Annotated in this window: 23 protein-coding genes; 18 read left to right on the top strand and 5 right to left on the bottom strand. The window is 69.6% G+C overall.

Features of this window, described 5'->3' with window-relative positions; genetic code table 11:
- Window position 1: 1 nt before the first annotated feature.
- The 4 genes from BV453_RS02885 to BV453_RS02870 are packed head-to-tail and all read right to left on the bottom strand — an operon-like array spanning window position 2 to window position 3,854.
- Window positions 2–433 (bottom strand): ATP-binding protein, encoded by a 432-nt coding sequence (locus BV453_RS02885; protein ID WP_025102665.1) that lies wholly within the window; start codon window positions 431–433, stop codon window positions 2–4.
- Window positions 423–755: an STAS domain-containing protein gene (locus tag BV453_RS02880; protein ID WP_136050608.1), complete on the bottom strand. Its 333-nt coding sequence runs from the start codon at window positions 753–755 to the stop codon at window positions 423–425. The genes BV453_RS02885 and BV453_RS02880 overlap by 11 nt, the downstream gene beginning before the upstream one ends.
- Window positions 739–2,703 (bottom strand): glycosyltransferase family 2 protein, encoded by a 1,965-nt coding sequence (locus BV453_RS02875; RefSeq protein ID WP_249520839.1) that lies wholly within the window; start codon window positions 2,701–2,703, stop codon window positions 739–741. The genes BV453_RS02880 and BV453_RS02875 overlap by 17 nt, the downstream gene beginning before the upstream one ends.
- Window positions 2,700–3,854 (bottom strand): PP2C family protein-serine/threonine phosphatase, encoded by a 1,155-nt coding sequence (locus tag BV453_RS02870; protein WP_025102662.1) that lies wholly within the window; start codon window positions 3,852–3,854, stop codon window positions 2,700–2,702. Before BV453_RS02870 ends, BV453_RS02875 begins: the two co-directional genes overlap by 4 nt.
- A 198-nt stretch (window positions 3,855–4,052) precedes the next feature.
- On the opposite strand from BV453_RS02870, the gene BV453_RS02865 reads away from it, so the two are divergent.
- The 16 genes from BV453_RS02865 to BV453_RS02790 all read left to right on the top strand — a co-directional run bounded on the left by BV453_RS02865 (window position 4,053) and on the right by BV453_RS02790 (window position 19,821).
- Window positions 4,053–4,973 carry a carbohydrate ABC transporter permease gene (locus tag BV453_RS02865; protein ID WP_025102661.1) on the top strand — a complete coding sequence of 307 codons (921 nt, stop codon included), beginning with the start codon at window positions 4,053–4,055 and terminating at the stop codon, window positions 4,971–4,973.
- Window positions 4,973–5,926 (top strand): carbohydrate ABC transporter permease, encoded by a 954-nt coding sequence (locus BV453_RS02860; protein ID WP_025102660.1) that lies wholly within the window; start codon window positions 4,973–4,975, stop codon window positions 5,924–5,926. The genes BV453_RS02865 and BV453_RS02860 overlap by 1 nt, the downstream gene beginning before the upstream one ends.
- 26 nt (window positions 5,927–5,952) lie before the next feature.
- Window positions 5,953–7,317, top strand: a complete 1,365-nt coding sequence (locus BV453_RS02855; RefSeq protein WP_249520838.1) for an extracellular solute-binding protein — start codon at window positions 5,953–5,955, stop codon at window positions 7,315–7,317.
- Window positions 7,318–7,422: 105 nt separating this feature from the next.
- Entirely contained in the window at window positions 7,423–7,746 is a 324-nt protein-coding gene (locus tag BV453_RS02850; protein WP_025102658.1) for a bifunctional 2-polyprenyl-6-hydroxyphenol methylase/3-demethylubiquinol 3-O-methyltransferase UbiG, read from the top strand.
- A gap of 54 nt (window positions 7,747–7,800) precedes the next feature.
- Window positions 7,801–8,760 carry a tripartite tricarboxylate transporter substrate binding protein gene (locus BV453_RS02845; RefSeq protein ID WP_249520837.1) on the top strand — a complete coding sequence of 320 codons (960 nt, stop codon included), beginning with the start codon at window positions 7,801–7,803 and terminating at the stop codon, window positions 8,758–8,760.
- Window positions 8,761–8,819: 59 nt separating this feature from the next.
- Window positions 8,820–9,359: a tripartite tricarboxylate transporter TctB family protein gene (locus tag BV453_RS02840; protein ID WP_025102656.1), complete on the top strand. Its 540-nt coding sequence runs from the start codon at window positions 8,820–8,822 to the stop codon at window positions 9,357–9,359.
- Window positions 9,356–11,026: a tripartite tricarboxylate transporter permease gene (locus BV453_RS02835; protein ID WP_249520836.1), complete on the top strand. Its 1,671-nt coding sequence runs from the start codon at window positions 9,356–9,358 to the stop codon at window positions 11,024–11,026. The genes BV453_RS02840 and BV453_RS02835 overlap by 4 nt, the downstream gene beginning before the upstream one ends.
- Window positions 11,023–11,892, top strand: a complete 870-nt coding sequence (locus tag BV453_RS02830) for a dihydrodipicolinate synthase family protein (protein WP_249520835.1) — start codon at window positions 11,023–11,025, stop codon at window positions 11,890–11,892. Before BV453_RS02835 ends, BV453_RS02830 begins: the two co-directional genes overlap by 4 nt.
- Window positions 11,893–12,074: 182 nt before the next feature.
- A complete protein-coding gene (locus tag BV453_RS02825) occupies window positions 12,075–12,791 on the top strand; it encodes a FadR/GntR family transcriptional regulator (protein ID WP_060921604.1) in 717 nt (238 codons plus the stop codon).
- Between the two features lie 86 nt (window positions 12,792–12,877).
- Entirely contained in the window at window positions 12,878–14,125 is a 1,248-nt protein-coding gene (locus BV453_RS02820) for a sugar ABC transporter substrate-binding protein (RefSeq protein ID WP_249520834.1), read from the top strand.
- 8 nt (window positions 14,126–14,133) lie between these two features.
- On the top strand, window positions 14,134–15,087 hold the full coding sequence (locus tag BV453_RS02815; protein ID WP_249520833.1) for a carbohydrate ABC transporter permease: 954 nt from the start codon (window positions 14,134–14,136) through the stop codon (window positions 15,085–15,087).
- Window positions 15,084–15,938, top strand: coding sequence for a carbohydrate ABC transporter permease (locus BV453_RS02810; RefSeq protein WP_025102649.1), 855 nt, complete (start codon window positions 15,084–15,086; stop codon window positions 15,936–15,938). The genes BV453_RS02815 and BV453_RS02810 overlap by 4 nt, the downstream gene beginning before the upstream one ends.
- A 39-nt stretch (window positions 15,939–15,977) precedes the next feature.
- Entirely contained in the window at window positions 15,978–17,063 is a 1,086-nt protein-coding gene (locus BV453_RS02805; protein ID WP_025102648.1) for a mandelate racemase/muconate lactonizing enzyme family protein, read from the top strand.
- Between the two features lie 14 nt (window positions 17,064–17,077).
- The gene (locus tag BV453_RS02800) at window positions 17,078–17,905 is read left to right on the top strand and encodes an SDR family oxidoreductase (protein WP_249520832.1); all 828 of its coding nucleotides are present in this window, start codon (window positions 17,078–17,080) and stop codon (window positions 17,903–17,905) included.
- Window positions 17,899–18,810: a dihydrodipicolinate synthase family protein gene (locus BV453_RS02795; protein WP_249520831.1), complete on the top strand. Its 912-nt coding sequence runs from the start codon at window positions 17,899–17,901 to the stop codon at window positions 18,808–18,810. The genes BV453_RS02800 and BV453_RS02795 overlap by 7 nt, the downstream gene beginning before the upstream one ends.
- Window positions 18,811–18,837: 27 nt before the next feature.
- Window positions 18,838–19,821, top strand: coding sequence for a LacI family DNA-binding transcriptional regulator (locus tag BV453_RS02790; RefSeq protein ID WP_249520830.1), 984 nt, complete (start codon window positions 18,838–18,840; stop codon window positions 19,819–19,821).
- Between the two features lie 11 nt (window positions 19,822–19,832).
- On the opposite strand, the gene BV453_RS02785 is transcribed toward BV453_RS02790, so the two are convergent.
- Window positions 19,833–20,699 (bottom strand): CCDC90 family protein, encoded by an 867-nt coding sequence (locus BV453_RS02785; protein ID WP_249520829.1) that lies wholly within the window; start codon window positions 20,697–20,699, stop codon window positions 19,833–19,835.
- A 202-nt stretch (window positions 20,700–20,901) separates the two neighbouring features.
- Between BV453_RS02785 and BV453_RS02780 the strand changes: the two genes are divergently transcribed.
- Window positions 20,902–22,419, top strand: coding sequence for an FGGY-family carbohydrate kinase (locus BV453_RS02780; RefSeq protein ID WP_249520828.1), 1,518 nt, complete (start codon window positions 20,902–20,904; stop codon window positions 22,417–22,419).
- Window positions 22,416–24,050 (top strand): fucose isomerase, encoded by a 1,635-nt coding sequence (locus BV453_RS02775; RefSeq protein ID WP_249520827.1) that lies wholly within the window; start codon window positions 22,416–22,418, stop codon window positions 24,048–24,050. Before BV453_RS02780 ends, BV453_RS02775 begins: the two co-directional genes overlap by 4 nt.
- Window positions 24,051–24,062: the final 12 nt, after the last annotated feature.

Genomic DNA, 24,062 nt, shown 5'->3' with positions numbered 1-24,062 from the left:
GTCAGCCGCCCGCCTCGCGCGCCGGATCCACGCGCCGGACGAGGACCCAGGTGTTGCCGAGATCGGTGACCGTGTGGGTGAACTCGTCGAGCGCCGCCTGCGAAAGCGCGAGGCCGCGTCCGCTCTCCGCCTCCTCGCCCGGCATCGACACCGCGTCCCAGTCGATCGGTGCCGGCGGGGCGGTGTCGCGGATGTAGGCGCGCAGCTCCTCCGCCGTCACGCGGACGTCGATGCTCAGGACGACGTCCGCGTGCTCGTTGTGCTGCGCGACGTTGGTCGTGACCTCGCTCAGCGCCAGGGTGAACAGCACCTGGTCCTGCGCCGGTACCTCCGGAGCCTGAGTCCAGAGCCGGTCGAGCTCGTCGAGGGCGCGGTCGACGAGGGCGAGCCCGGCGGGCCCGTCGATGTGGAAGGCCCGGATGTCAGCGTCCATCGAACGCCGATTCCGGCGTCGGGTAGTCGCGGAGCACGCGGTCCAGGTTGGTGAGGTGGAGGACGGTGCGCACGGCCTCGGGGACGGCGGCGATGCGCAGATCGCCGCCCGCCACGCGGGCGGTCTTGAGGCCGCCGACGAGGGCCCCGAGGCCCGAGGAGTCGACGAACTCGGTGCCGCTCAGGTCGATCGCGATGCGCGGCTGCCCGGCGGTGACCAGGTCGCTCACCGCGTTGCGCAGCAGCGGCGCCCCCGAGGCGGTCAGGCGCCCCGTGATCGTGACGACGGCGTAGCCGTCCCTGGTGTCAGTGCTGACGTTCATTCGACTCCTTCTCGAGGACCTGCGCGGCGGGACCGCGGTAGCGCGCCGCCTGGATGATGACGCTGAGGACGACCAGGTCGTACAGGACCCAGGCCGTGTTGACGAGGGTTCCGGTGCCGTCGCCCGTCCCGACGATGACCCGGGCGACCCCGATGACGAGGGCGATCACGAGCACGACCATGGCGGTGAGCTGCGGCCAGATCTCCCGCCAGGGGACGCCGCGTGGGTCTCGGCCGTCCTTCCTGGTCACGGCGAAGGACAGCGGCCGACCGAGCACGACGTTGGCGAAGGCCGTCCAGCACGCGCGGATCCACACGGGGAACAGCGCGAGCGAGTACTGCTGACCGCGCCAGGTCTTCACCCCCTTGGCGACCACGAGGAACAGCGCCTGGTTGACGAGGAAGTACGGCAGGAACCGCACGAAGAAGTCGACCGACCAGGCGGTGACGGGGAGCACCCCGAACACGAGGTAGATCACCGGGGCGGCGAGATAGACGATCGCGGCGAAGCCGGAGAGGTAGCTCCACATCGTCGCGAAGTACATCAGGCGCTGTCCCACCGAGAGCCCGCGCTTGGCCAGGGGGTTGTCCCGCAGCATGACCTGCAGCGTCCCCTGGGCCCACCGCAGCCGCTGCGTGAGCATCGTCCTGAGGTCTTCCGGGGCGAGGCCGTGCGCCAGGATCTCGTGGTGGTAGACGCTCTTCCAGCCGAGGGCGTGCAGCTGCATCGCGGTCGCCATGTCCTCCGTCACCGAGATCGTGGCGAGGGGGAGGATCGGCTGGGCCTCATCGGCCCGGTCGAGGCGGAGCGCGTCGAGCAGTCCGCGGACGGCCTCGACGGCGGTGAGGGGGGAGAGGTCGGAGGCTGCCAGAGCGTCGAGCCCGGCCTCGTCCACGATCACCTGCCCGAGTTCGGCGTCGTGCTGCACCGGCAGGGACTCGATCACGGCGAGGTCGGCGCGGATGCCCTCGAGGTCGTGCGCCACGAGGATCCGGGAGGCGTTGTCGACAGCTTCCCCCACGCGCGCGGCGACCTCGGCGACGGAGTCGCCGCCGGCGAGCTCCTTCCGCCCGCGGGCGATCGCGATGCGGAGCGCCCCGAGTTCGGTGCCGAGCGCGGGGTCGGTGGCGGCCTCGGCCTCGCGAGCGATCAGCGCCTCGGAGGTCTTGAGCGCCCGCGCGGCGGAGTCGGTCACGTTCCGCACGTAACCCACGATGCCGAGCTGCATGAGCGCCTCGCGGCGGAGCACGGCGTTCGAGCCGCAGAAGAAGGCCGCGTTCCAGCCGTCCTTCCCCTGCTGGATCGGCCCGTAGAACAGCGGCGCCTGGCTGCCGAGCGGGTCGGCCTCGTCGACGTTCACGAACCACTGCGGCGTCTGCACGAGGGCGACTTCGGGATCATCGGCGAAGTAGCCGAGTGTGCGGTGCAGGATCAGCGGGTCGGGCACCTGGTCGGCGTCGAGGATGAGGAGGAACTCGCCGTCGGTCTGGAAGAGCGCGCTGTTGAGGTTGCCGGCCTTGGCGTGCCGGGGCTTGCCCGTCCAGTCCTCGGAGCGGGTGAGATAGCCGACGCCCGCGGCCCGGGCCTCGGCCTCGAGTTCGGGGCGGGAGCCGTCGTCGAGGATCCAGGTGGAGTGCGGATAGGCGATCCGCTTCGCCGCCCTGGCCGTCGTCATGACGAGCTCGATCGGCTCGTCGTAGGTCGTGATGAACACGTCGACGGTGCCCTGCGGCGGCGATACCGGTGCCGGGCGCTCCTTCGCGCGCCACATCGTGAGACAGAAGAGGAACGTGTCGATGAGGCTGTAGGTCTCGGCGATCACGAGCGGCACCGCGATCCACCAGGCCGACCAGTTCACCGACTCCAGCCACCGCCATGCGACGTAGTTCACGCCGAGCAGGACCGACAGCAGGGCGAGGACGCGGATGGTCGCGAACCGGGCGGTCACGCGTCCCTCCGCACGACCACGACGGTGATGTCGTCGGTGGCGCGCTCGTCGTTCGCGAGACGCAGAGCCTCGCCGACAGCACCGCCGGGGCCCATCTCTGCGAGGACGCGCTCGACGTGGCCGAACGGGTCGTCTGGATCGAGCACGTCGAGGAGTCCATCGCTGCAGCAGATGAAGGCATCGCCCGGTTCCAGGCGGGTGGTCACCGGAACCCGGGGGTCGACGAGGCCCATGCCCATGCCGAGGGGCAGGTTCGTGGAGCGCAGCGGCGTCCACGACCCGTCCGCCCGGACGACGAAAGCGAGGCTGTGGCCGGCGTCGATGACCTCGAGGTCTCCCGTCTCCGGCTGCAGCTCGGCGACGACGGCCGTGACGAACATCGACGTGTCCGCGAGATCGTCCTCGAGCAGGCGGTCCACCTCGATCACGGCGTCGGACAGCGAGCGCTCCGGCGCCGTCCGCAGGGAGGCGCGCACCGTGGCCGCGACCAGCGCCGGTCCCGTGCCCTTGCCCATCGCGTCGGCCAGGGTCACGCGCAGGGCCTCCCCGTGGCGTGAGAAGTCGTAGTAGTCCCCGGCGAGCGTTCCCCGTGGGGCGGCGCCGGCGGCGATCGTGTACCCGTCGATCTCCGGGTGCACCCGCGGGCGCAGAGCCCGCTGCACCACGGCGGCGTGGTCGACGTCGGCGTCCTGTGCCAGCTCCGTCTGCACCCAGAACGCGAGGTCGCGCAGGAGGTCCTGCTGGGCGTCGGTGAATGTGTGCGGCTCCGTGTCGAGCACGCACAGCGTCCCCACCGGCTCGCCGCCCGGCGCGTGCAGCGGATGGGCCGCATAGAAGCGGAGGTGCGGATCGCCGGTCACGAACGGGTTCTCGGCGAAGAGGTCGGTCGTGCTCGCGTCCTCCACCACCACCGTCCGGTCCTGCGACACGGTGTAGTCGCAGAACGAGTCCTGGCGCGGTGCCTCGTTCCCCCCGAGGCCGATCTGCGATTTGCGCCACTGCCGGTCGCGGTCGATCAGCGAGACGCTGACCATCGGCACGCCGAACATCTCCTTCGCCAGTCGTGCCACCCGATCCACCCGCTCATCGGGTGGTGTGTCAAGGATCCCCAGTTCCTCGAGCGCTGCCTGTCGCCGTCGCTCGTCGAACATTCCCCCGGCCCTCCTCCGTGTTTATTCCCCTCATCCTAGGGAGGAACGTCACCCGGGGCATCAGCGCGCCGACGAGGCATTCAGGCGAACCACAGGAAACGGTTCTGCGCAAGCCCCGAGGGGAACCGGTTCTCCGGATCTAGCATCGCGCCAGGACGGAGCGCCGTGTCTGCGCGTCCTCGGAAAGGAGGCAGGTGGATGCCGCTCAAGACCCGCCAGCGGGACCGGTACAACCGCCGAGAGGCCCTCGCCGGCTATCTGTTCATCTCCCCCTGGCTCCTCGGATTCCTCATCTTCACGGCCGGCGCGATGGTCTACAGCCTGTACATCTCGTTCAGCAGCTACAACCTCGCCACGAACAGCGCCCGCCCGGTCGGCATCGACAACTACGCCAACCTCTTCGAGGATCCGCGGGTGGGCGTCTCGCTCGCGAACACGCTGTTCTATGTGGTGATGGCGGTGCCGCTGGAGATCGTGTTCGCGCTGATCCTCGCCCTGCTGCTCAACCGCGTCGGGCGGGGTGCGGGAGCGTTCCGCGTGCTCTACTACCTGCCGAAGATGACGCCGGCCGTCGCGACCGCCGCCGTGTTCTTCCTCCTCCTGAACGGCAACTCCGGGGCGATCAACCAGTTCCTCCGGGTGTTCGGCATCCAGGGGCCGCAGTGGCTCGTCGACCCCGCGTGGGTCAAGCCGAGCATCGTGATCATGACGCTGTGGACCGTCGCGGGGACCATGGTGATCTTCCTCGCGGCGCTGAAGAACGTGCCCGTCGAGCTGTACGAGGTGGCCTCGCTCGACGGGGCGGGACCGATCAGGAAGTTCTTCTCGATCACCCTCCCGATGATCTCGGGGGCGATGTTCTTCAACGTCATCGTGCTCTCGATCGCCGCGTTCCAGATCTTCGACCAGGCGTACCTGCTGTTCTGGCGGGATCAGAGCAACTCGTCACCGGAGGCGTCCCTCTTCTACGCGATCTACCTGTTCCAGCAGGCGTTCCGGCAGTTCAACTTCGGCTTCGCGGCGGCGATGGCATGGCTGCTCTTCGTCATCATCATGATCATCACGCTCATCCAGGTGAAGGTCGGCAACCGCTTCGTCTACTACGAGGGAGACCGCTGATGTCCCAGACCCTGCGTCAGGTCCCCGTCGAGGCGGAGCCCGAGAAGGCCCCGGGCACGTTCACGACCACCGTCGCCACCCGCTCGCGCTGGCGTCGTCGGCTGCGGCAGCCGAAGAGCCTCGCCGCCCGGATCGTGCTGAACATCATCCTCGTGCTGTTCGCGCTGCTGTTCCTGTACCCGTTCGCGTGGCTCATCGCGGCGAGCTTCAAGCCCCGGGGCGAGGTATTCGACAACGCCCTCATCCCGAAGACGTTCGTGCCGGAGAACTACGTCGAGGTGTGGAATCAGCTCCCGCTGCTGAACTGGATGGGCAACAGCATCGCCATCGCGCTGCTCGCCGCCGGTGCCGTCGCGATCTCCAGCTCGATCGTGGCGTTCGGGTTCGCCTACTTCCGCTTCCCGGGGCGCGGCCTGCTGTTCGGCCTCGTGCTCGCGACGATGATGCTTCCCGGCGCGGTGACGATGATCCCGATCTACCTCATCTGGAAGGAGACCGGACTCCTCGGCACCTGGGTGCCGCTGTGGGGCATGAACCTCTTCGGCTCGGCCTTCTACATCTTCCTGCAGCGTCAGTTCTTCCTCGGCCTGCCGCGGGAGCTGTTCGAGGCGGCGCGGCTCGACGGGGCCAGCGCCTGGGGACTGTTCTGGCGGATCGCGATGCCGCTGTCGATCCCGTCGTTCGTCATCGTGTTCCTGTTCGAGTTCCAGGCCAGTTGGAACAACCTGCAGGCCGCCCTCATCTACCTCAACGCCGGATCGGTGGACGAGTTCACCGCGCCGCTCGGCATCGCGTACGCCATGACCAAGTACAGCCCCACCGCGGGCGGTCACGGCGACTACCAGTACGTCATGGTCGCCTCCCTCCTGGTGACCCTCCCGATGCTCATCCTCTTCGCCTTCGGGCAGCGCGCCTTCATCGAGGGCGTCGCGACCCAGGGGCGAAAGGGATGACGAACCACAGATCGAAAGGAGCAGTCATGCGCACACGCATGCTGGGAATCACCGCGGTCGCCGCGGCATCCGTCCTCGTCCTCGCCGGGTGCGGCGGGGGAGGGGGAGACGACCAGGCGGCCGACGCCGACTTCGGGGCGGAGCCGAGCGGCACGCTGAAGGCGTGGGGCTTCGAGAACGCCGACGACGTCGGCACCTCGCGCATGGACTACGCCGCCGAGCAGCTGAAGGACGTCGAGGTCGACCTCGACGCGACGGCCTTCGACGCGCAGAAGTTCACCACCCGCATCGCGAGCGGTGACGTGCCCGACGTGGTGCAGATGGATCGCCGGTACGTGACCACGTATGCCGCGCAGGACCTCATCATGCCGCTCGACGAGTGCTTCGCGGCCCAGGACGTCTCGCCGCGCGACCACTGGTACCCCTTCGTCGTCGACGACGTCACCTACGACGACGCGGTGTGGGCGGTGCCGCAGTTCTACCAGCCGCCGGCGATCCTGCTGAACAAGGCTGTGCTCGACGAGGCGGGGGTGACGGCGGACGAGATCGACACCTCGAAGCCCGACGTGCTGCTCGGCGCGATCGAGAAGATGTACCAGGAGTCCGGCGGTGTGCCCACGCGGCTCGGTTTCGACCCGGTCGCGACCGGTCAGGCCGGGCTGTGGATCCTCGGCATGGGCGGCCAGCTCAACGATGACAAGGGGGCGCCCACCCTGGACGACCCCAGCAACGTGGCCGGCATCGAGATGCTCAAGCAGATCACCGACGCGCAGGGCGGCTTCGCGGCCGTCAAGAGCTTCAGCGACTCGTTCGACGCCTTCGGCGACCAGAACCAGTTCGTCGCCCAGCAGGTCGGGGCGCAGGTGAACGCGCAGTGGTACCCGAACGTGCTGAGCCCCTACGCCGACCAGATCGACCTCGAGGCCGTGCCGTTCCGGAACGCCGACGGGGAGCCGTTCTCGGTCGCCTCGGGCACCGCGTTCGTGATCCCGGCCGGAGCGGAGAACCCCGCGGCGGCGTGCGCGTGGATGGTCAACCTCACCTCCGACGACGCGTGGAACGCGGCGGGCGAGGCGCGTGCCGAGACCCTGAAGACCGACGGCGGGATCAACACCGGGCTGTTCACCGGGTCGCCGTCGGCCGACCAGTCCATCCGCGAGACCTTCGTCACCGACAGCGGCAACGCCGGCTTCGACCAGGTCATCTCCACCTACTACGACGTGGTGGACTACGGGCAGTCGTTCGGCTCCTCCCCGGCGGGCCAGGAGATCCAGAACGAGCTGAACAACGCCATCACCGCGGCGCTGCTCGGGGACAAGTCGCCCGGGGACGCGCTGAAGGAGGCGCAGGAGGCCGCGATGCGGGCGTACGAGAACGCCACGGCCGGCTAGCCCGGCCAGACGCGGTGGGACGGCGCCAGGCGGGCATCCCCGCCTGGCGCCGTCCCTCGCGCAGGCGGGCGTGGATGATGGAAGCCTACCGATCGGAGGCCGACCATGGACCAGCGTGAGCTCGACGAGCGGATCCGCGACTACTACGAGGAGCAGTTCGACGAATCGGTGCGGTTGACGACCCGGTCGGCGCAGGGGCCGCTGGAGCACCAGCGCATCCAGGAGCTGATCGCGGAGCACCTCGCCGAGGGTCGCGTGATCGATGTCGGAGGCGGGGCGGGCGTCCATGCGCGTTCGCTCCTCGACCGCGGACATCGGGTCACCCTCGTCGACCCGGTGCGGGGTCATGTCCGGAGTGCGGCGGAGCGAGGTGTGGACGCCCGCGTGGGCGACGCGCCAGTGTTGACTGTTAACAGTCAACACTGGTAGCCTCGCGGTGTCGACAACACGGTCGACCCACGTAGAGGAGCAAAGATGCCCCGCATGCGCATCACTCGGGCGGCCGCTGCCTTCGCCGCCCTCGCCGCCACCGCTCTGGTGCTGTCGGCCTGCACGAAGGTCGACGAGAGCGAGGGGGCCGCCTCGACCTATCCCGAGGACGACATCCGGTTGATCATCCAGGCCAACCCCGGTGGCGGCTCCGACCTGTCGTCCCGCGCGCTCGCCACCGAGCTCGAGAAGATCCTCGGCGTCAGCGTGATCCCGGAGAACATGCCCGGAGCCGCGGGAGCGCTCGCGATGGAGTACGTCGGCTCGCAGGATCCGGACGGCTACGTCATCGGGTTCGCCCCGGTCGAGATCGCGATGCTCAACACGACCCAGAGCGCCGACGTGCTGCCCGACGACTTCGACCTGCTCGGACAGATCATGCTCGCCCCCGGCGTCATCACGGTGGGTGCCAACAGCGGCATCGAGACCCTCGACGACCTCGTCACCCAGGCGAAGTCCGGCGCGGTCACGGTCGCGAACTCCGGCGCCGGCTCGATCTGGGAGGCCGCCACCCTCGGTCTCGGCAAGGCCACGGACGCCGACTTCACCCCCGTCCCCTACGACGGTGGCGCCACGGCGGTCGCGGCCGCCGCGTCCGGTGAGACCGTCGCCGCCGTCTCCGGACTCGGCGAGGCCCTCGCGCAGGGCGAGGCCGTCCGCATCCTCGCGGTCATGAACGACGAGCGTCACCCGGACGCGGAGGACGTCGAGACGGTCGAGGAGGCCATCGGCGAAGAGGTCGTCTTCGGCGGCTGGGGCGGCATCTACGCACCGGCCGGCCTGCCCGACGACGTGCACGACGCCCTCGAGGCCGCCGTCAAGGAGGCCGTGGAGTCCGAGAGCTACCAGAAGTTCCAGGCGGACGCCGGCAACCTCGTGGTCTACCGCGACTCCGCGGAGTGGACCGGGTTCGTCGACGACCAGTTCGCCCTGTTCCAGGAACTCCTGGGCTGAACACCTCCGGTGGGGTCGGCACGCGCCGACCCCGCCGCGTCCTCCGACGAAGGAGCACCATGACCAGCCCCGACACCGCGGCCGAGTCGGCCGCGCCGGGCGGCTACGAGGGGGCGACCGCCTCGCGACCCCTCGAGATCGCGTTCGCCGCCGTCGCCCTCGCGATCACCGCCGGCTATCTCTTCCTCGCCACGCAGATCCCGCTGCGCCGCGAGGCCGCCCCCGGACAGATCGACGCCCGCTTCTGGCCGCTCGTCATCGGCGTGACCGGCGTCGTGATCGCGATCGCCCTGCTCGCCGTGGCGATCACGCGACCGGCACCCACGCGGGAGGACCTCGAGCGCATCCAGCCGGGCGGCGTCCTCCGGGTGGTCGCGACGATCGCGATCGCCGGTGCCTTCATCGCACTCTGGTCCCTCGGCTCGGTCATCCTCTTCGGCTACCGGATCGAGGTCTTCCCGATCGCCTGCGCCCTGCTCATGGCCGCACTGATGCTCCTCTACGGCCACCGCCGCTGGCTGAGCCTCGTCATCTACTCCGCCGCCGTCACGGCGTTCGTCTACGTCGTCTTCGGCATGCTCCTGAGGATCCCCCTGTGAACGCGCTCCTGGAGGGGCTGAACTCGCTCCTCGACATCTCGATCCTGCTGTACATGGCGGTCGGCCTCGTCCTCGGCTTCATGGTCGGCGCCTTCCCGGGCATCACCGCGACCATGGCCGTCGCGCTCGCGGCCGGCTTCACCATGACCCTCGAACCCGTGCAGGGCCTCGCGGTGCTGCTGACGATCTACGTCGCGGCGAACTTCGGCGACCGGGTGCCGTCCATCCTCATCAACACACCAGGGACTCCCGCCTCCATCGCCACCACCCTCGACGGCTATCCGATGGCGAAACAGGGCAGGGCCGGTCTCGCGCTGACGATCTCCGCGATCGTGTCGGCCGTCGGCATCCTCGCCTCGCTCGTGCTCTTCTCGGTCGCCGCCGTGCCGATCGCCAGCTTCGCCCGGGACTACTTCAAGTCGCCCGAGCTGTTCGCGCTCGTCGTCTTCGGCATCGCGATCATGATCGGCATCTCGTCCAAGTCGATGCTCAAGGGCATCCTCGCGGGCCTCTTCGGACTCATGCTCGGCAGTGTCGGAACGTACGCCGCCACCGCCGACCAGCGCTTCACGTTCGGTGTGCTGGAGCTCGTCGAGGGCGTGAACTTCATCGCCGTCATCATCGGCCTCTTCGGCATCGCCGAACTCTTCGACCAGCTCCTCACGCACCGGAAGTCGCACGTCCGACCGATCTCGAGCCTCGGGCGGTGGTGGCCGAACCGCGCGGAGCTGAAGCAGAGCGGACGGGCCACCGCGGTCGGCGGCGCGGTCGGCCTCGGTGTCGGCCTCATCCCGGCGGCCGGCGGCGACATCGCCGGGCTCATCGGCTGGGAGCGGGCGCGCAAGGCGTCGAAGCACCCGGAGATGTTCGGCAAGGGGTCGATCGAGGGCGTCGCCGCGTCCGACACCGCCTCCAGCGCCACGCTCGGCGGCTCGCTGACCACCACGATGGCACTCGGCATCCCCGGGGACTCCGTGATGGCGGTGATGATCGGCTCGATGATCATCTGGGGCATCACCCCCGGCCCCACGCTGTTCACCAACCGCCCCGACCTCGTCGTCTCGATCGTCGGGATCATGCTCGTCGCGACCCTCCTGTCGCTCGCGCTGAGCCTCGTGCGGATGAAGGGCATGGTCAAGCTGCTCGATGTGCCGCAGCCGTATCTGTGGAGCGGCATCCTCATCTTCTGCATCATCGGCACGTACGCCACCTCGAACAGCCTGTCGACGGTCGTCACGATGCTCGTCTTCGGTGTGGTCGGCGTGCTGCTCAAGCGCATGCAGGTTCCGGCAGGACCCGTGGTCCTCGGTCTCCTGCTCGGTCCGCTCGCCGAGGAGAACCTCGCCCGCACGCTGGCGATCCTGCCGACGCGGCCGTTCTTCGAGGTCGTCAGCCCGATCGCCCTCGTCCTGCTCGCGCTCGCGGTGCTGTCGATCGTCATGCCCGCGATCCGCGCCGCCCGCACGCCCCGCGCCGAGCGGGCCTCGTTGGAGGACTCGATCCTCCACACCGACAGCATCGTGCAGATCGAGAAGGCGCACGACGAGCTCGCGGCGCAGCCCGACCTGCTCACCTCCACCGTCCGCAACGTCGACGCCGGTGCGCGCCGGGGACGCGCCGACCGCAAGAACCGCAAGAGCACGACCCCCGAGGAGACCGAGAAGTGACCCGCTACGACATCCTGACCGCCGTCCCGACCGCGTTCCACCGCGACGGGACCCTCGACCTCGACGGGTCGCGTGCGATCTTCCGGTTCGTGGCCGACTCGGGGAACGAGGGCGCCTTCGTCCTCGGCACCACGGGCGAGTTCCCCGCCGTGGACGCGGACGAGTTCCGGGCGCTCGTGGGTGCCGCGCTGGAGGAGCTGGCGGACCGGATGCGCGTCATCGTGCACGTCGGACAGCCGAGCACCTTCGAGGCCGTGCGCCTGGTCGGCATCGCGAAGGAGCTGGGGGCCACGGAGTTCGCGGCCCTCACCCCCTACTACCTGCGTGCCACGGACGACGCGATCCTCGACTACTACCGCGCCGTCTCGGCAGCCGTGGGGGAGGGGCGCCTCTACGTCTACATCTATCCCGCGCGCAGCGGGAACCCCGTCTCGCCGGAGCTGCTCGTGCGCATCGCCGCCCTGCCGAACGTGGTCGGGGCCAAGGTGAGCGAGCTCTCGCTCGACGACATCGCGGCGTACCGCGCGGTGGTGCCGGCCGACTTCGAGCTCTACACCGGCGCCGACCGCGACCTCATCGCAGCCGTCGAAGCGGGCGCGCAGGGCGTCGTCTCTGGTGTCTCCTCCGTGACGCCGAAGCCCTTCCGCGCCCTTGCCGACGCCGGACGCTCCGGCGATGCGGACGCCATCGTCGCGGCACAGGCCGCCGTGGACGACGTCGTCGCGCTCATCGGCGGCGACATGGCGCGCATGAAGGAGGCGTACCGCGTGCTAGACGTCGTGGACACGCACTGCCGTATGGCCATCGCCGAGCCCTCCGCCGACCAGCGGGCGGCCGTCGCGCAGGTCGTGGCCGCGCACCGCTGACGCGAATCCGGGACACGCACGGACGGGATGCCGCGGCCTTCGGGTCGCGGCATCTCTGCGTATCCCCTCGCTTGCTTGTCTGACAAGTAGCGGCGACCGGATGGTCACTTGACGACAGGTACACGGACTGTCTAGGCTCATGAGCGGGAATTCCGCCGATGTCGCGAAGGAGCGAACGGAACATGTCAGACAAGATCGAGGTCACCGGGTCCGACTTGTCGGACGCGCTCGCGCGACGTCTGGCTCAGCACCTGCAGCGCTCCGGGCTGGAGATCGGCGACCCGCTGCCCACCGAGGCCGAGCTCGGCGCCGTCCTGGAGGTGGGACGGCAGCGTATCCGCGAGGCCCTCAGCGTCCTCGAGGCATTCGGCATCGTGGTGTCCCGGCAAGGGGCGCGCCGGGTCTGGCGAGGATTCCGCGCCGCCGATCTCGCCACCCGCTGGATCGGCTTCGTCGACGACCCGGAGGCCGCCACCCGCGAGCTCCTGGAAGTGCGTCACGCGCTGGAGACGTCTCTGCTGCCTCTGGTGATCCCGCGCCTGCAGCCGAGCGACCTGGCCCGTCTGCGGCTGCTCTCGGAGGAGATGGTGGAGCGCGCCCTGCGCAACGAGAGCTTCGCCGAGCTCGACCAGCAGTTCCACCGCGGGCTGCTCGCGCCGATGGGCAATGCGTTCGTGGATCAGTTCCTGCAGTCCTTCTGGGTCGTCTTCGCCGCCGCGCGACGCGAGGAGCCCGTCGAGGAGGATCCCGCCATCGCCGCGATGCACGGTCGCATCATCGATGCGATCGAGGCCGGCGACACCCGCCGGGCCGTCCATGAGCTGGACGCCCACTTCTACGGTGTCCGCAACCGCTATCCGGACATCGACTTCGGCACCACGGCCCCGCTGCCGGTCTGACCCTCCCCGCACCGGCGCGTTCTGCCGCACCCGTCTTGAAATCGATTTCGCACGACCCTCATCTGATCGACGAAGGAGTACGCATCATGAGATCCACCCGAATCCTCCCCGCCCTGGCCGCCCTCGGCGTCGTCGCCCTCGCCACCGGCTGTGCCAGCAGCGCCCCGTCAGGGGAGGGCGACGGCCCTGTCGAGATCACGTACTGGCTCTGGCAGGACGACGCGACCGACCCCACCTGGACAGAGCTCGCGGACGAGTTCAACGGCGCACAGGACGACGTGAAGGTCGTTCTGGAGACGATCCCGCTCGACCAGTACCAGAACCAGCTCGTGTCCTCCGCGATGAACGGCACCGGGCCGGACGCCGCCCGCAGCAAGGACTGGTGGCTCGGGCAGTTCGCGCCGCAGGGCGCCATCGCCGACCTCACCTCGTACGTCGACGGCTGGGACGCCTCGGACGACGTCGTCGACTCGCTCTGGGCGACGGGTCAGCTGCCCGGCGAGGACGCGGTGTACATGCTGCCCCACCAGTACACGACGCTCTACCTCTACTACCGCACGGACTACTTCGAGGAGCTCGGGCTCGAGGCTCCCCGCACCCAGCAGGACCTCCTGGACGCGGCGGCCGCCCTCACCGGTGACGGCAGGTACGGCATCGACGTCCGCGGCGGTGCGGGCGGACAGGACCAGTGGCTCGCGTGGATGTACGCCGGCGGGGCGTCGGTCGTCGACGACTCCGGCGAGGTCGTCCTGGACGACGCGAAGGGCGTCGCGGTGAACGAGGACTACCTCCGCATCGTCACCGACCTGCAGGCGGCGCCCCCCGGATCGATCACGGCCGCCTTCGCCGACGTCAAGACGAACTTCGTCGAGGGCCTCACCGGCATGATGATCCACCACCCGGGTTCCCTGAAGGAGCTGCAGGGGGTCTTCGGCGACAAGCTCGGCGTCGTCCCGATCCCGACGGCCGACGGCAAGCCCGGCGCGACGCTCGGCAGTATGAGCGGCAACGTCATCCTCGAGGGCTCCGACAAGAAGGACGCCGCCTGGGAGTGGATCTCCTGGCTGAGCGAGGAGGCGCAGATGGAGAAGATCTCCGCCTCGCCGCAGGGTCAGCTGCCGGTGCTCGAGTCGGTCATCGACACCGAGGCGTACTCGTCCGACCCGCAGCTCGCGGTCGCCGTCGACGCGATCCCCACCGCCAAGACGTGGCCTGCGCTGGAGGGGGTGGCCGAGCTCGCCGCGAAGGAGTGGAACCCGCTCATCCAGCAGGCGTTCCAGGGCGAGATCAGCAGCCAGGACGTGCTGACGAAGATGTCCGACGTGCTGCGCTGAGGATCGACATGGCAAGCTCCACCCTCACGGAAGCGGTCGTCACCGGCCGGCCGGCCCCGCGCCGGCCGGTGACCCGGCCCCGGCGACGCGCGCGCCGCGGCTCGGTCGCCCCCCTCGTCCTGCTCGCGCCGGCGATCGTGCTCGTCGCGGTCTTCGCCGGATATCCGCTCGTCCGCTCGATGTGGTTCTCGTTCAACGACGTGAGCGTCTTCACCGGCGTGCTCGAGTTCGTCGGGTTCCAGAACTTCGCCAGCGTCATCGGCACCGCGGAGTTCGTCCCCACGCTGGGCCGCACGGCGTTCTGGACCTTCGGTGCCGTCGCGCTCCAGCTGATCGGCGGGCTGTCGCTCGCGCTCATGCTGAACAACCGCTTCCCCCTGCGGGGCGTGTACCGCGGGCTCATCATGATCCCGTGGGCGACGCCGAGCGTCCTGGTCGCGCTGATGTGGAAGTGGATCCTCGACCCCAACAACGGCGTCCTCAACCAGTGGCTGCTGAACGCGGGGATCATCGACGCGCCGATCGAGTTCCTCTCGCAGAACAGCACCGCGCTGCCGACGCTCGTGATGATCGACGTCTGGCAGGGCATCCCGCTCTTCGCCATCATGATCCTCGCGGCACTGCAGAGCGTGTCCGGCGAGCTCAAGGAATCGGCGCAGATCGACGGGTGCGGCCCGGTCGGCGTGTTCCGCCACGTCGTGCTGCCCGCCATCCTCCCGACGATCCTCATCACGACGCTCCTGCGCCTGATCTGGACCTCGAACTACGTCGACCTCATCTTCATCCTCACCGGCGGCGGGCCGGGCACCTCCTCGACGACCCTGGCGCTGGAGTCCTATCTGACGACCTACAAGGCCAGCGACTTCGGCGCCGGCGCGGCGTACGCGGTCATCCAGGCCCTGTTCCTCGCCGTCTTCATCGCGCTCTACGTGCGCCTCACCCGGAAGGACACCACGCGATGAGCACGACGACCGCTCCCGTCCGCTTCGGCCGTCTCGCGGGACGGACCGGCTTCGCGATCGCCCTCCTCGGCGTGCTCGCGATGGTGCTCGGTCCCTACATCGTCATGTTGCTGACGTCGCTCACGCCCCGGGACGAGCTCGCCGGCGCCGGAGCGAACCTCATCCCCTCCGAGTTCACGACCGCGTCCTACGCCGAGCTGCTGTCGACCACGCCGTTCCTGACCTATCTGCGGAACAGCCTCACCGTCGCCGCGATCGCCGTCCCGGTCACGCTCGTCGTCTCCACCGGCGCCGCGATCGCGATGTCGCGGTTCGACTTCCGCGGCCGCGGGGCCGTGATGATCGGGCTGCTGCTCGCGCAGATGTTCCCCGCCGTGCTGCTCGTGATCTCGCTGCAGGGGCAGCTGCGCGGGATGGGGCTGATGGACACGACGCTCGGTCTCGCGCTCGTGCACGCCGCGTTCGCCACGCCGTTCGCCACCTGGCTGCTCAAGGGGTTCGCGGACTCCATCCCCCGGGAGATCGAGGAGGCGGGCCAGATCGACGGGGCCTCGTCCGCACAGATCGTCCGCATCCTCCTGCTGCCCCTGCTGCGGCCCGGGATGGTGGCGGCGGGAACCTACGCGTTCATCCTCACCTGGAACGAGTTCCTCTACGCCCTCACCTTCACCTCGCAGACGGCGACGCGCACCCTGCCGGTCGGCCTGCACCTGTTCATCGGCGAGTACCAGATCCGGTGGGACCTCCTCACCGCGGGCGGCGTGCTCTCGGTGCTCCCCGTCGTCGTCGGCTTCCTCCTCGTGCAGAAGCGCCTCGTCGCCGGTCTCGCCGCCGGCGCCGTCAAGGGCTGAAGCTCCCGTCCCCTCCTCGTCGTCCCGGAAGGACCACGCATGAAAATCGAATCGATCGACCTCCAGCTCTCCCGCATCCCCCTCCCCAAGGGGCCGTGGGGAGACCAGATCCATCGGGTGACCCACATCGAGATCATCCTCGCCGACATCACCACCGACACCGGGCTGGTCGGCACCGGGTTCAGCCACACCTCCGGTGTCGGCGGCCAGATGATGATGGCGGCGCTGCGCGAGCTCATCCCGACGCTCATCGGCCGCGAGGTCAATCCGCGGGCCGTCTGGCAGCACTCCTGGCAGCACCTGCGCGACAACGGCCCCGGCGGCACCACCACGCTCGCCCTCGCCGCGATCGATGTGGCGCTGTGGGACCTGCTGGGGCTGCACTACGAGCAGCCGCTCGCGAAGCTCCTCGGCCAGGTGCGCGATCGGGTCGCACTGTACGGCAGCGGCATCAACCTCAACCTGTCCGCCGAGGAGGTCGTCGAGCAGGTCAAGGAGTGGAAGGCCGACGGGTACGCCGCCGGGAAGGTCAAGGTCGGCAAGCCGGACCTCGAGGAGGACGTCTACCGGCTCACCAAGATCCGCGAGGCGGTCGGCGAGTATCCGCTCATGGTCGATGCCAACCAGGGATGGACGTACGGGGAGGCGGTCCGGGCGGTCACCCGGTTCCGCGACCTCAACCTCTACTGGGTGGAGGAGCCGCTGCGCGTGGACGACGTCGCCTCGCATGCCCGCCTCCGGGCCCGCTCGCCGATCCCGATCGGGCTGGGCGAGAACGTCTACACGCTCCAGCAGTTCAACCAGTACCTCCTCGCCGACGCGTGCGACTTCATCCAGGCCGACGTCGGTCGCGTGGGCGGCATCACGCCCTACATGGACATCGCCGCCCTGGGCCGGGCGTACAACGCCCCGATGACGCCGCACTTCGTGATGGAGCTCACGGCCAACGTGCTCTGCGCGGTGCCCAACGCCCTGTTCGGCGAGATGACGGACGGGGGCACGCTCAGCGACCTCGGCGTCATCGTGCCGCAGCGGCCGCAGAACGGGTTCTTCGTCCCGACCGGAGCGCCGGGGAACGGCCTGGAGTACGACCGCGAGAACCTCGCGCGGCACGCGGTGAGCTGAGGGAGACGAACGACATGACGGACATCTTCGACCTCGCCGACCGCATCATCCTGGTCACCGGCGGCCTCGGCCAGATCGGATCGGCCTTCGTCCGCGAGCTCCACGGACGCGGTGCCCGGGTGGCCGTGGCATCGCGCACCGTCGACGCCGCGCGCCTGCAGGAGACGTTCCCCGAGATCGCCGACAGCCCGCGCCTCCTCGGCGTCTCCGTGGACATCGTCTCGAAGGACAGCGTCGAGGCCGGCCTCGACGCGATCGTCGAGGCGTGGGGTTCGGCGCCGGACGGCGTGATCAACAACGCCGGTCTGGACACCCAGCCGAGCGCGCCCCCCGAGGTCTCCGGGCCCTTCGAGGACTTCCCCCTCGAGGTGTTCCGGGAGGTGGTCGACGTGAACCTCGTCGGCACCTTCCTCGTCACGCAGGCCGCCGGCGCCCGGATGCGCGCGGCCGGCACGCCGGGCTCGATCATCAACGTCGGCTCGATCTACGGGATGGTGTCGCCGGTGCAGGACATCTACGCCTACAAGGAGGAGCAGACCGGGGTGCCGTTCGTGAAGCCGGTGGCCTACTCGGCGGCGAAGTCGGGGCTGTACAACCTCACCCGGTACTGCGCGACGTACTGGGGCCGACAGGGCATCAGGGTCAACACCCTCACGCCCTCCGGCGTCGGTCGGGACACGCAGGACGCGACCTTCCGGCAGAACTACACCGCGCGCATCCCGATCGGACGCATGGCGGAGGCGACCGACTTCAACGGGGCCGCGGTCTTCCTGCTCTCGGACGCCTCGCGCTACATGACCGGAGCGAACCTCGTCGTGGACGGGGGGTGGACCGCATGGTGACCACCGCGGCGGACCTCGGGGTGCTGATGGCCGCGATCGCCACTCCCTACGACGCGGACGGGGCGGTCGACACGCGGCTGCTCTCGACGCTCGCGGAGGACTACGTCTCCCGCGGCGTCGAGGGGATCTACTGCTGCGGGTCGTCGGGGGAGGGTCTCCTCCTGTCGGCGGATGAACGGACCGCGGTGGTGGAGACCGCCGTGCGCGCCGCCGAGGGGCGCATCCCCGTCGTCGCTCACGTCGGCGCGCTGTCGACGCGGGAGGCGATCGAGCTCGGGCGGCGGGCGCAGCGCGCCGGCGCCTCCGCCCTCTCGATGATCCCGCCGATCTACTACTCCTTCGGCATCGAGGCCGTCCTCGACCACTACCGCGCGGTGCTGGACGCCGTGGATCTCCCGCTCATCGTCTACAACATCCCGCAGTTCACGGGGACCGAGTTCACGCTCGAGACGGCCGGAGAGCTCCTGGGCGACGATCGCGTGATCGGTCTCAAGCAGACCGCGCACAACATGTACGCCCTCGAGCGCATGACGGCGGCGTTCCCCGACAAGGCCTACATCAACGGGTTCGACGAGGTGTTCGTGCCCGCGCTCGCCGCGGGTGCCCGCGGGACGATCGGCACGACCGTGGGGCTCCAGGTCGAGCTCTTCCAGGCGGCGCGGCGCCTCCTCGACGCCGGCGACCTGGTCGGAGCGCAGCGGGTGCAGAGCCGGATCAACCATGTCATCGCCGAGCTCGTCGCGATCGACGTCTTCCCCGCGGCGAAGTACCTCTCCGGTCGCAGCGCGGGAGGTGCGGGAGCGCTGGGGGACTGCCGTCGTCCGTTCCGACCGCTCTCGGAGGCGGCTCGGACCCGGCTTGATGCTCTCGGAACGACTCTCGATCGATTCCTCGCGGAGGGCTGAGGCTGAAACCGGTTACAGTGGGTGCCCATGGCCACGATCTACGACGTCGCGCGGCGGGCCGGCGTCTCCCCGGCCACGGTCTCGCGCGTCTTCAACGGCACGAGCGTGTCGGAGGAGAAGGCGGCGGCGGTGCGGGCGGCGGCCGAGGAACTGCGCTTCACCCCGAACCGGACGGCGCGTACGCTGCGGACCCAGAGCTCCGAAGTCATCGCCCTGGTGATCCCGGACATCGAGAACCCGTACTTCACCGAGATGGCGCGCGGCGTGGAGGATGCGGCGTCCGAAGCGGGGTATTCCGTCGTGCTGTGCAACTCCGACGCCCAGGCCGAGAAGGAGGCGACGTACCTCCGGATCGCGATCGCCGAGAACATGTCGGGCGTCATCATCGCGACGGCGGACGAGCACTCGGATCTGGCGCCGGTGCGGGCGACGGGACGGCCGGTCGTCGCGGTGGACCGTCGCACGGGCGCCGACATCGACGGTGTGGTCATGGCCAACCGGGAGGCGGGCGCCGCAGCGACGCAGAGCCTTCTCGACGCCGGGTACCGGCGCATCGCGTACATCGGTGGCCCCGCGCACATCGACACCGCGGCGGAGCGTGCGGAAGGCTGGCGGGAAGCGCTCTCGGCGACGGATTCCGATCATGACCTCTCCTCGCTCCAGCGCTTCGCCACGTTCCGCGTCGATGGCGGGCGCGCGGCCATGGAGGAGCTCCTCGCGCTGCCGGAGCCGCCGGACGCGGTGGTCGCCGGGAACAACCTCATCGGCGTCGGCGCGATCCAGGTCCTCACGGAGCGCGGACTCACCCCGCCGCAGCTCGGCGTCGCGGTGATCGGGTCGCTGCCCTTCACGACGCTGTCGCCGTCCGCCGTCACCGTCGTGAGGCTCCCCGCGCGCCTCATGGGCGTGACGGCGGCGCGGATGCTGTTGGATCGGATCAAGGGCGACGAGCAACCGGCCCGGACGATCGTCCTCTCCGGCGAGGTGCAGCGCGCGGCCGCGCGCGCCTGAACGGGGCGTCGCTACTGAGAGCGCCAGAATCGCGCCGCGAGGTTCGTCATCTCCTTGTCGAGATCGTCGACCTTCACCTCCAATCGATCGAGGCGGTGATCGAGGCCGTCGAGCCGCGCGGTCATCTCGCCACGGAGGCCGATCATTTCGCCACGCAGCCCGATCATCGCCCCGTGCAGCGCACCCATCGCCGCGCGCAGCCCGCCGACCTCGCGCATCATCACTGCGTGCAGCGCTGCCAACGCTCCGTGAAGTCCGCTGACCTCGTTCGTCATGTCGGTGCGGAGGCCCGCGGTCTCGGTTGTCGTGTCGGTGCGGAGGGTGCCGATCTCGGTGGTCATGTCGGTGCGGAGGCCGGAGATCTCGGTGGTCATGTCGGTGCGGAGGCCGGAGATCTCGGTGGTGACCTCGGTGCGGAGGGCGCCGATCTCGGTGGTCATGTCGGTGCGGAGGGTGCCGATCTCACTGCGTAGTCGTGTGGTCTCGGTGGTCATTTCGGTGCGAAGGGTGCCGATCTCGGTGGTCATCTCGGTGCGGAGGGTGCCGATCTCGGTGGTCATCTCGGTGCGGAGGGCGCCGATCTCATTGCGTAGTCGTGTGATCTCGGTGGTCATCTCGGTGCGGAGGGTGCCGATCTCGGTGGTCATGTCGGTGCGGAGGGTAGCGATCTCGGTGGTCATGTCGGTGCGGAGGCCGGAGATCTCCCTGGTCATCTCGGTGCGGAGGGTGCCGATCTCGCCGGTCATCTCCCCACGCAGTCCGCCGATCTCCGCACGGAGCACGCGGCCGAACTGCGTCGTCATGAGGGTCATGCCGCCGAGCATCGTCGTCACGAAGATGCCGATCAGCGTCCATACCTGCGGGTCGTTCAAGGGCATGCCTCCAGTCTCGATCGGAGGGGTCAGGATGTCACGGTATTCCGGTGCTGAACCGGCGTTTTTCCGGCCGGAGGCGAAGATTGTGGAGACTCTCGATATCGGTCCTCGTGGTGCAGAAGCAGTCAGCTCCTTGCGCCTTGAAATCGATTTCGCGTAGCCTGGGTCCAGGCCTGCACGGCCCGTCGGGATCGAAGGAGAGACCATGCGCTGCACCCTCGGGGTGGACATCGGCACGTCCAGCAGCAAGGGCGTCCTCGTGGACCCCGCCGGCACGATCCTCGCGACGGCGACCCGCGCGCACGATGTCTCCCGTCCGCAGTCCGGATGGGTCGAGATGGACGGCCGGATCTGGTGGGATGAGTTCGTCGAGCTGGCTACCGACCTTCTCGCCGCGGTCCCCGACGCGGAGGTCGTGGGCGTCGGCGTGAGCGGCATGGGCCCGTGCGTCCTGCTCGCCGACGAGGACGACGAGCCCGTGCGCCCCGCGATCCTCTACGGTGTGGACACCCGTTCCACGGTGCAGATCGAGCGCATGACGGCGGAGCTCGGCGTCGAGGAGATCACCCGCGTGGGCGGCTCGACGCTCACCTCGCAGGCCGGTGGGCCGAAGATCGCCTGGGTCACCGAGGAGGAGCCGGAGTCCTGGCAGCGCGCGCGGCGGCTCTACATGCCCGCCTCCTGGCTGGCCCGCAAGCTCACCGGCGCCTACGTCCTCGACCACCAGTCGGCCAGCCAGGTCTCGCCACTGTACGACATCGAGCGCGAGCAGTGGCACGACCCCTGGTGGCAGCGGTTCGCCGGGACGATCGAGCAGCCGCCGCTGCGCTGGGCGGGGGAGATCGCGGGCACCGTGACCGCCGCTGCAGCGGACCTGACCGGCCTGCCCGAGGGGACCCCGGTCATCACCGGCACGATCGACGCCTGGACCGAGGCGGTGAGCGTCGGCGCCCATGAGGTCGGCGACCTCATGCTGATGTACGGCACGACGATGTTCCTCGTCGCGACCGGGGAGCAGACGCTCCGCACGCCCTCGATGTGGACGACGGCCGGCGCCTTCGCGGGCACGCGCAACCTCGCCGGCGGGTTGTCCACATCCGGAGCGCTCACCGCGTGGCTGAAGGACCTCTCCGGCGCCGACTACCCGGCGCTGCTCGCCGAGGCGGAGGAGTCGGGTTCCGGCGCGAACGGCCTGCTGATGCTGCCGTACTTCGCCGGTGAGCGCACCCCGATCCAGGATCCCGACGCCCGCGGCGTCATCGCCGGGCTCACCCTCCGGCACACCCGAGGAGACCTCTATCGCGCGGCCCTCGAGGCCACCGCGCTGGGCGTGCGCCACAACGTCGAGACCATGCGAGCCGCCGGCGCCGATATCCGCCGCATCGTGGCGGTCGGCGGCGGCACGCAGGGACGGCTGTGGCTGCAGATCGTCTCGGACATCACCGGGCTCGTGCAGGAGGTGCCGCAGACGACGATCGGCGCGAGCTACGGGGCCGCCTTCCTCGCGGCGACCGCCACGGCCGCCGACGGGGCCGCGCCCGCGATCACCGACTGGAACCCCATCGCCGACACCGTCCGCCCGGACGAGGCGCTGCGTCCTTTCGCGGACGCCCTCTTCGACCGCTACGTGCGCCTGTACGACGGCTCGAAGGACGTCGTCCATGAACTCGCCGCCGCCCAGCGCGACGGATCCCCCACCCCCTCGACCCCGGAGAACTCATGACCGCCTACACCCTGCCCACCCCGGCATCCCGTCCCACCGCTGCGCCGAAGACCGCGTACCTGATCGCCTCCGGCGACCTGCGCGAGTCGGCCAACACGGCCGGCTGGCCCACCCAGGTCGAGCTCGAGGCCGGGGTCACCGGCGTGCTGAACGACCTCGGCTGGTCGGTCGTCCGCGCCAATGAGGTCGACCCGGAGACCGGTCACGGCTTCATCTCCAGCCAGCGCATGGGTCTCGAGGTGTTCAAGAACATCCCCGTCGACGCGCCGCTCATCGTCGCCGAGGCCGTCTGGCAGTACTCGCACCACGTGCTCGCGGGCCTCCGCACGCACGAGGGCCCGATCCTCACGGTGGCGAACTTCGCGGGCGACTGGCCCGGCCTCGTCGGCCTCCTCGGCCTCAACGCGGGCCTGACGAAGATGGACAAGCCGTACGCGACGATCTGGTCGGTCGACTTCACCGACGACTGGTTCCGCGACGGCATCCGGGAGTGGACGGAGACCGGCGCCATCACCCACGATGCCTCCCACGTGCGTCCGCTCCCCGCACTGCCGGACAGCCCGGAGAAGCAGCTCGGCGAGGCGCTCGCCGCGGAGCTGCGCGCCGAGAAGGCCATCATCGGCGTCTTCGACGAGGGCTGCATGGGCATGTACAACGCCATCTTCGACGACGAGCTCCTCAACCAGACCGGCATCTACAAGGAGCGCCTGTCGCAGTCGGCTCTCTACGCGGAGATGCTGAACGTCACCGAGGAGGAGGCCGACGCCGCCTACGACTGGCTGATCGAGCGCGGCATGACCTTCCGCTACGGCGAGGACGCCGCGACCGAGCTCACCCGCGAGCAGGTGCAGTGGCAGCTGAAGATGTACATCGCCGCCCTCCGCATCGCCGACGACTTCGGCCTCGACGCGGTCGGCATCCAGTACCAGCAGGGCTTGAAGGATCTCGTTCCGGCGTCGGATCTGGCGGAGGGCATCCTGAACTCCACCGAGCGCCCGCCGGTGACCTCGCGCGACGGCTCCCGCGTGCTGCACGAGGGTCGCGCGTTCCCGCACTTCAACGAGGCCGACGAGGGCGTCGCCGTCGATGCGCTCGTGACCGACCGCGTCTGGCGGGCGATGGGGCTCGTCCCCGACAACACTCTCCACGACGTCCGTTGGGGCGAGGACTACGACGGGCAGTTCGTGTGGGTGTACGAGATCTCCGGCTCGGTGCCGGCCTCCCACCTCGGCGGCTGGCAGAACGCGGAGGGGTGGCGCCAGGGTCACGTGTTCTTCCCCGCGGGCGGCGCCACGATCAACGGCGTCTCGAAGCCCGGCGAGGTCGTGCTCTCCCGGGTGTTCATCGCCGAGGGGGTCCTGCAGGCGGACATCTTCCGGGCGTCGGTCGTCGAGCTGCCGGCGGAGGAGACGCAGCGCCGGAAGGACGCCACGAACCCGGAGTGGCCGATCGCCCATGTGGTGCTGCACGGCATCTCGCGCGACCAGTTCATGGCGCGGCACAAGGCGAACCACGCGCAGCTCGTCTACGCGCCCGACGCCGAGACCGCGGACAGGGCGCTGATCGCGAAGGCCGCGATGTTCGACGGCATGGGCATCAAGGTCAACCTCGTCGGCGACGTGGCGATCTGAGGCCGCGGGCCG

Source organism: Microbacterium sp. ER1 (assembly GCF_023383675.1).
GTDB lineage: Bacteria > Actinomycetota > Actinomycetes > Actinomycetales > Microbacteriaceae > Microbacterium.
Note: the sequence above shows the minus strand (reverse complement) of the source record. Positions and strands in the feature narration are given on the sequence as shown.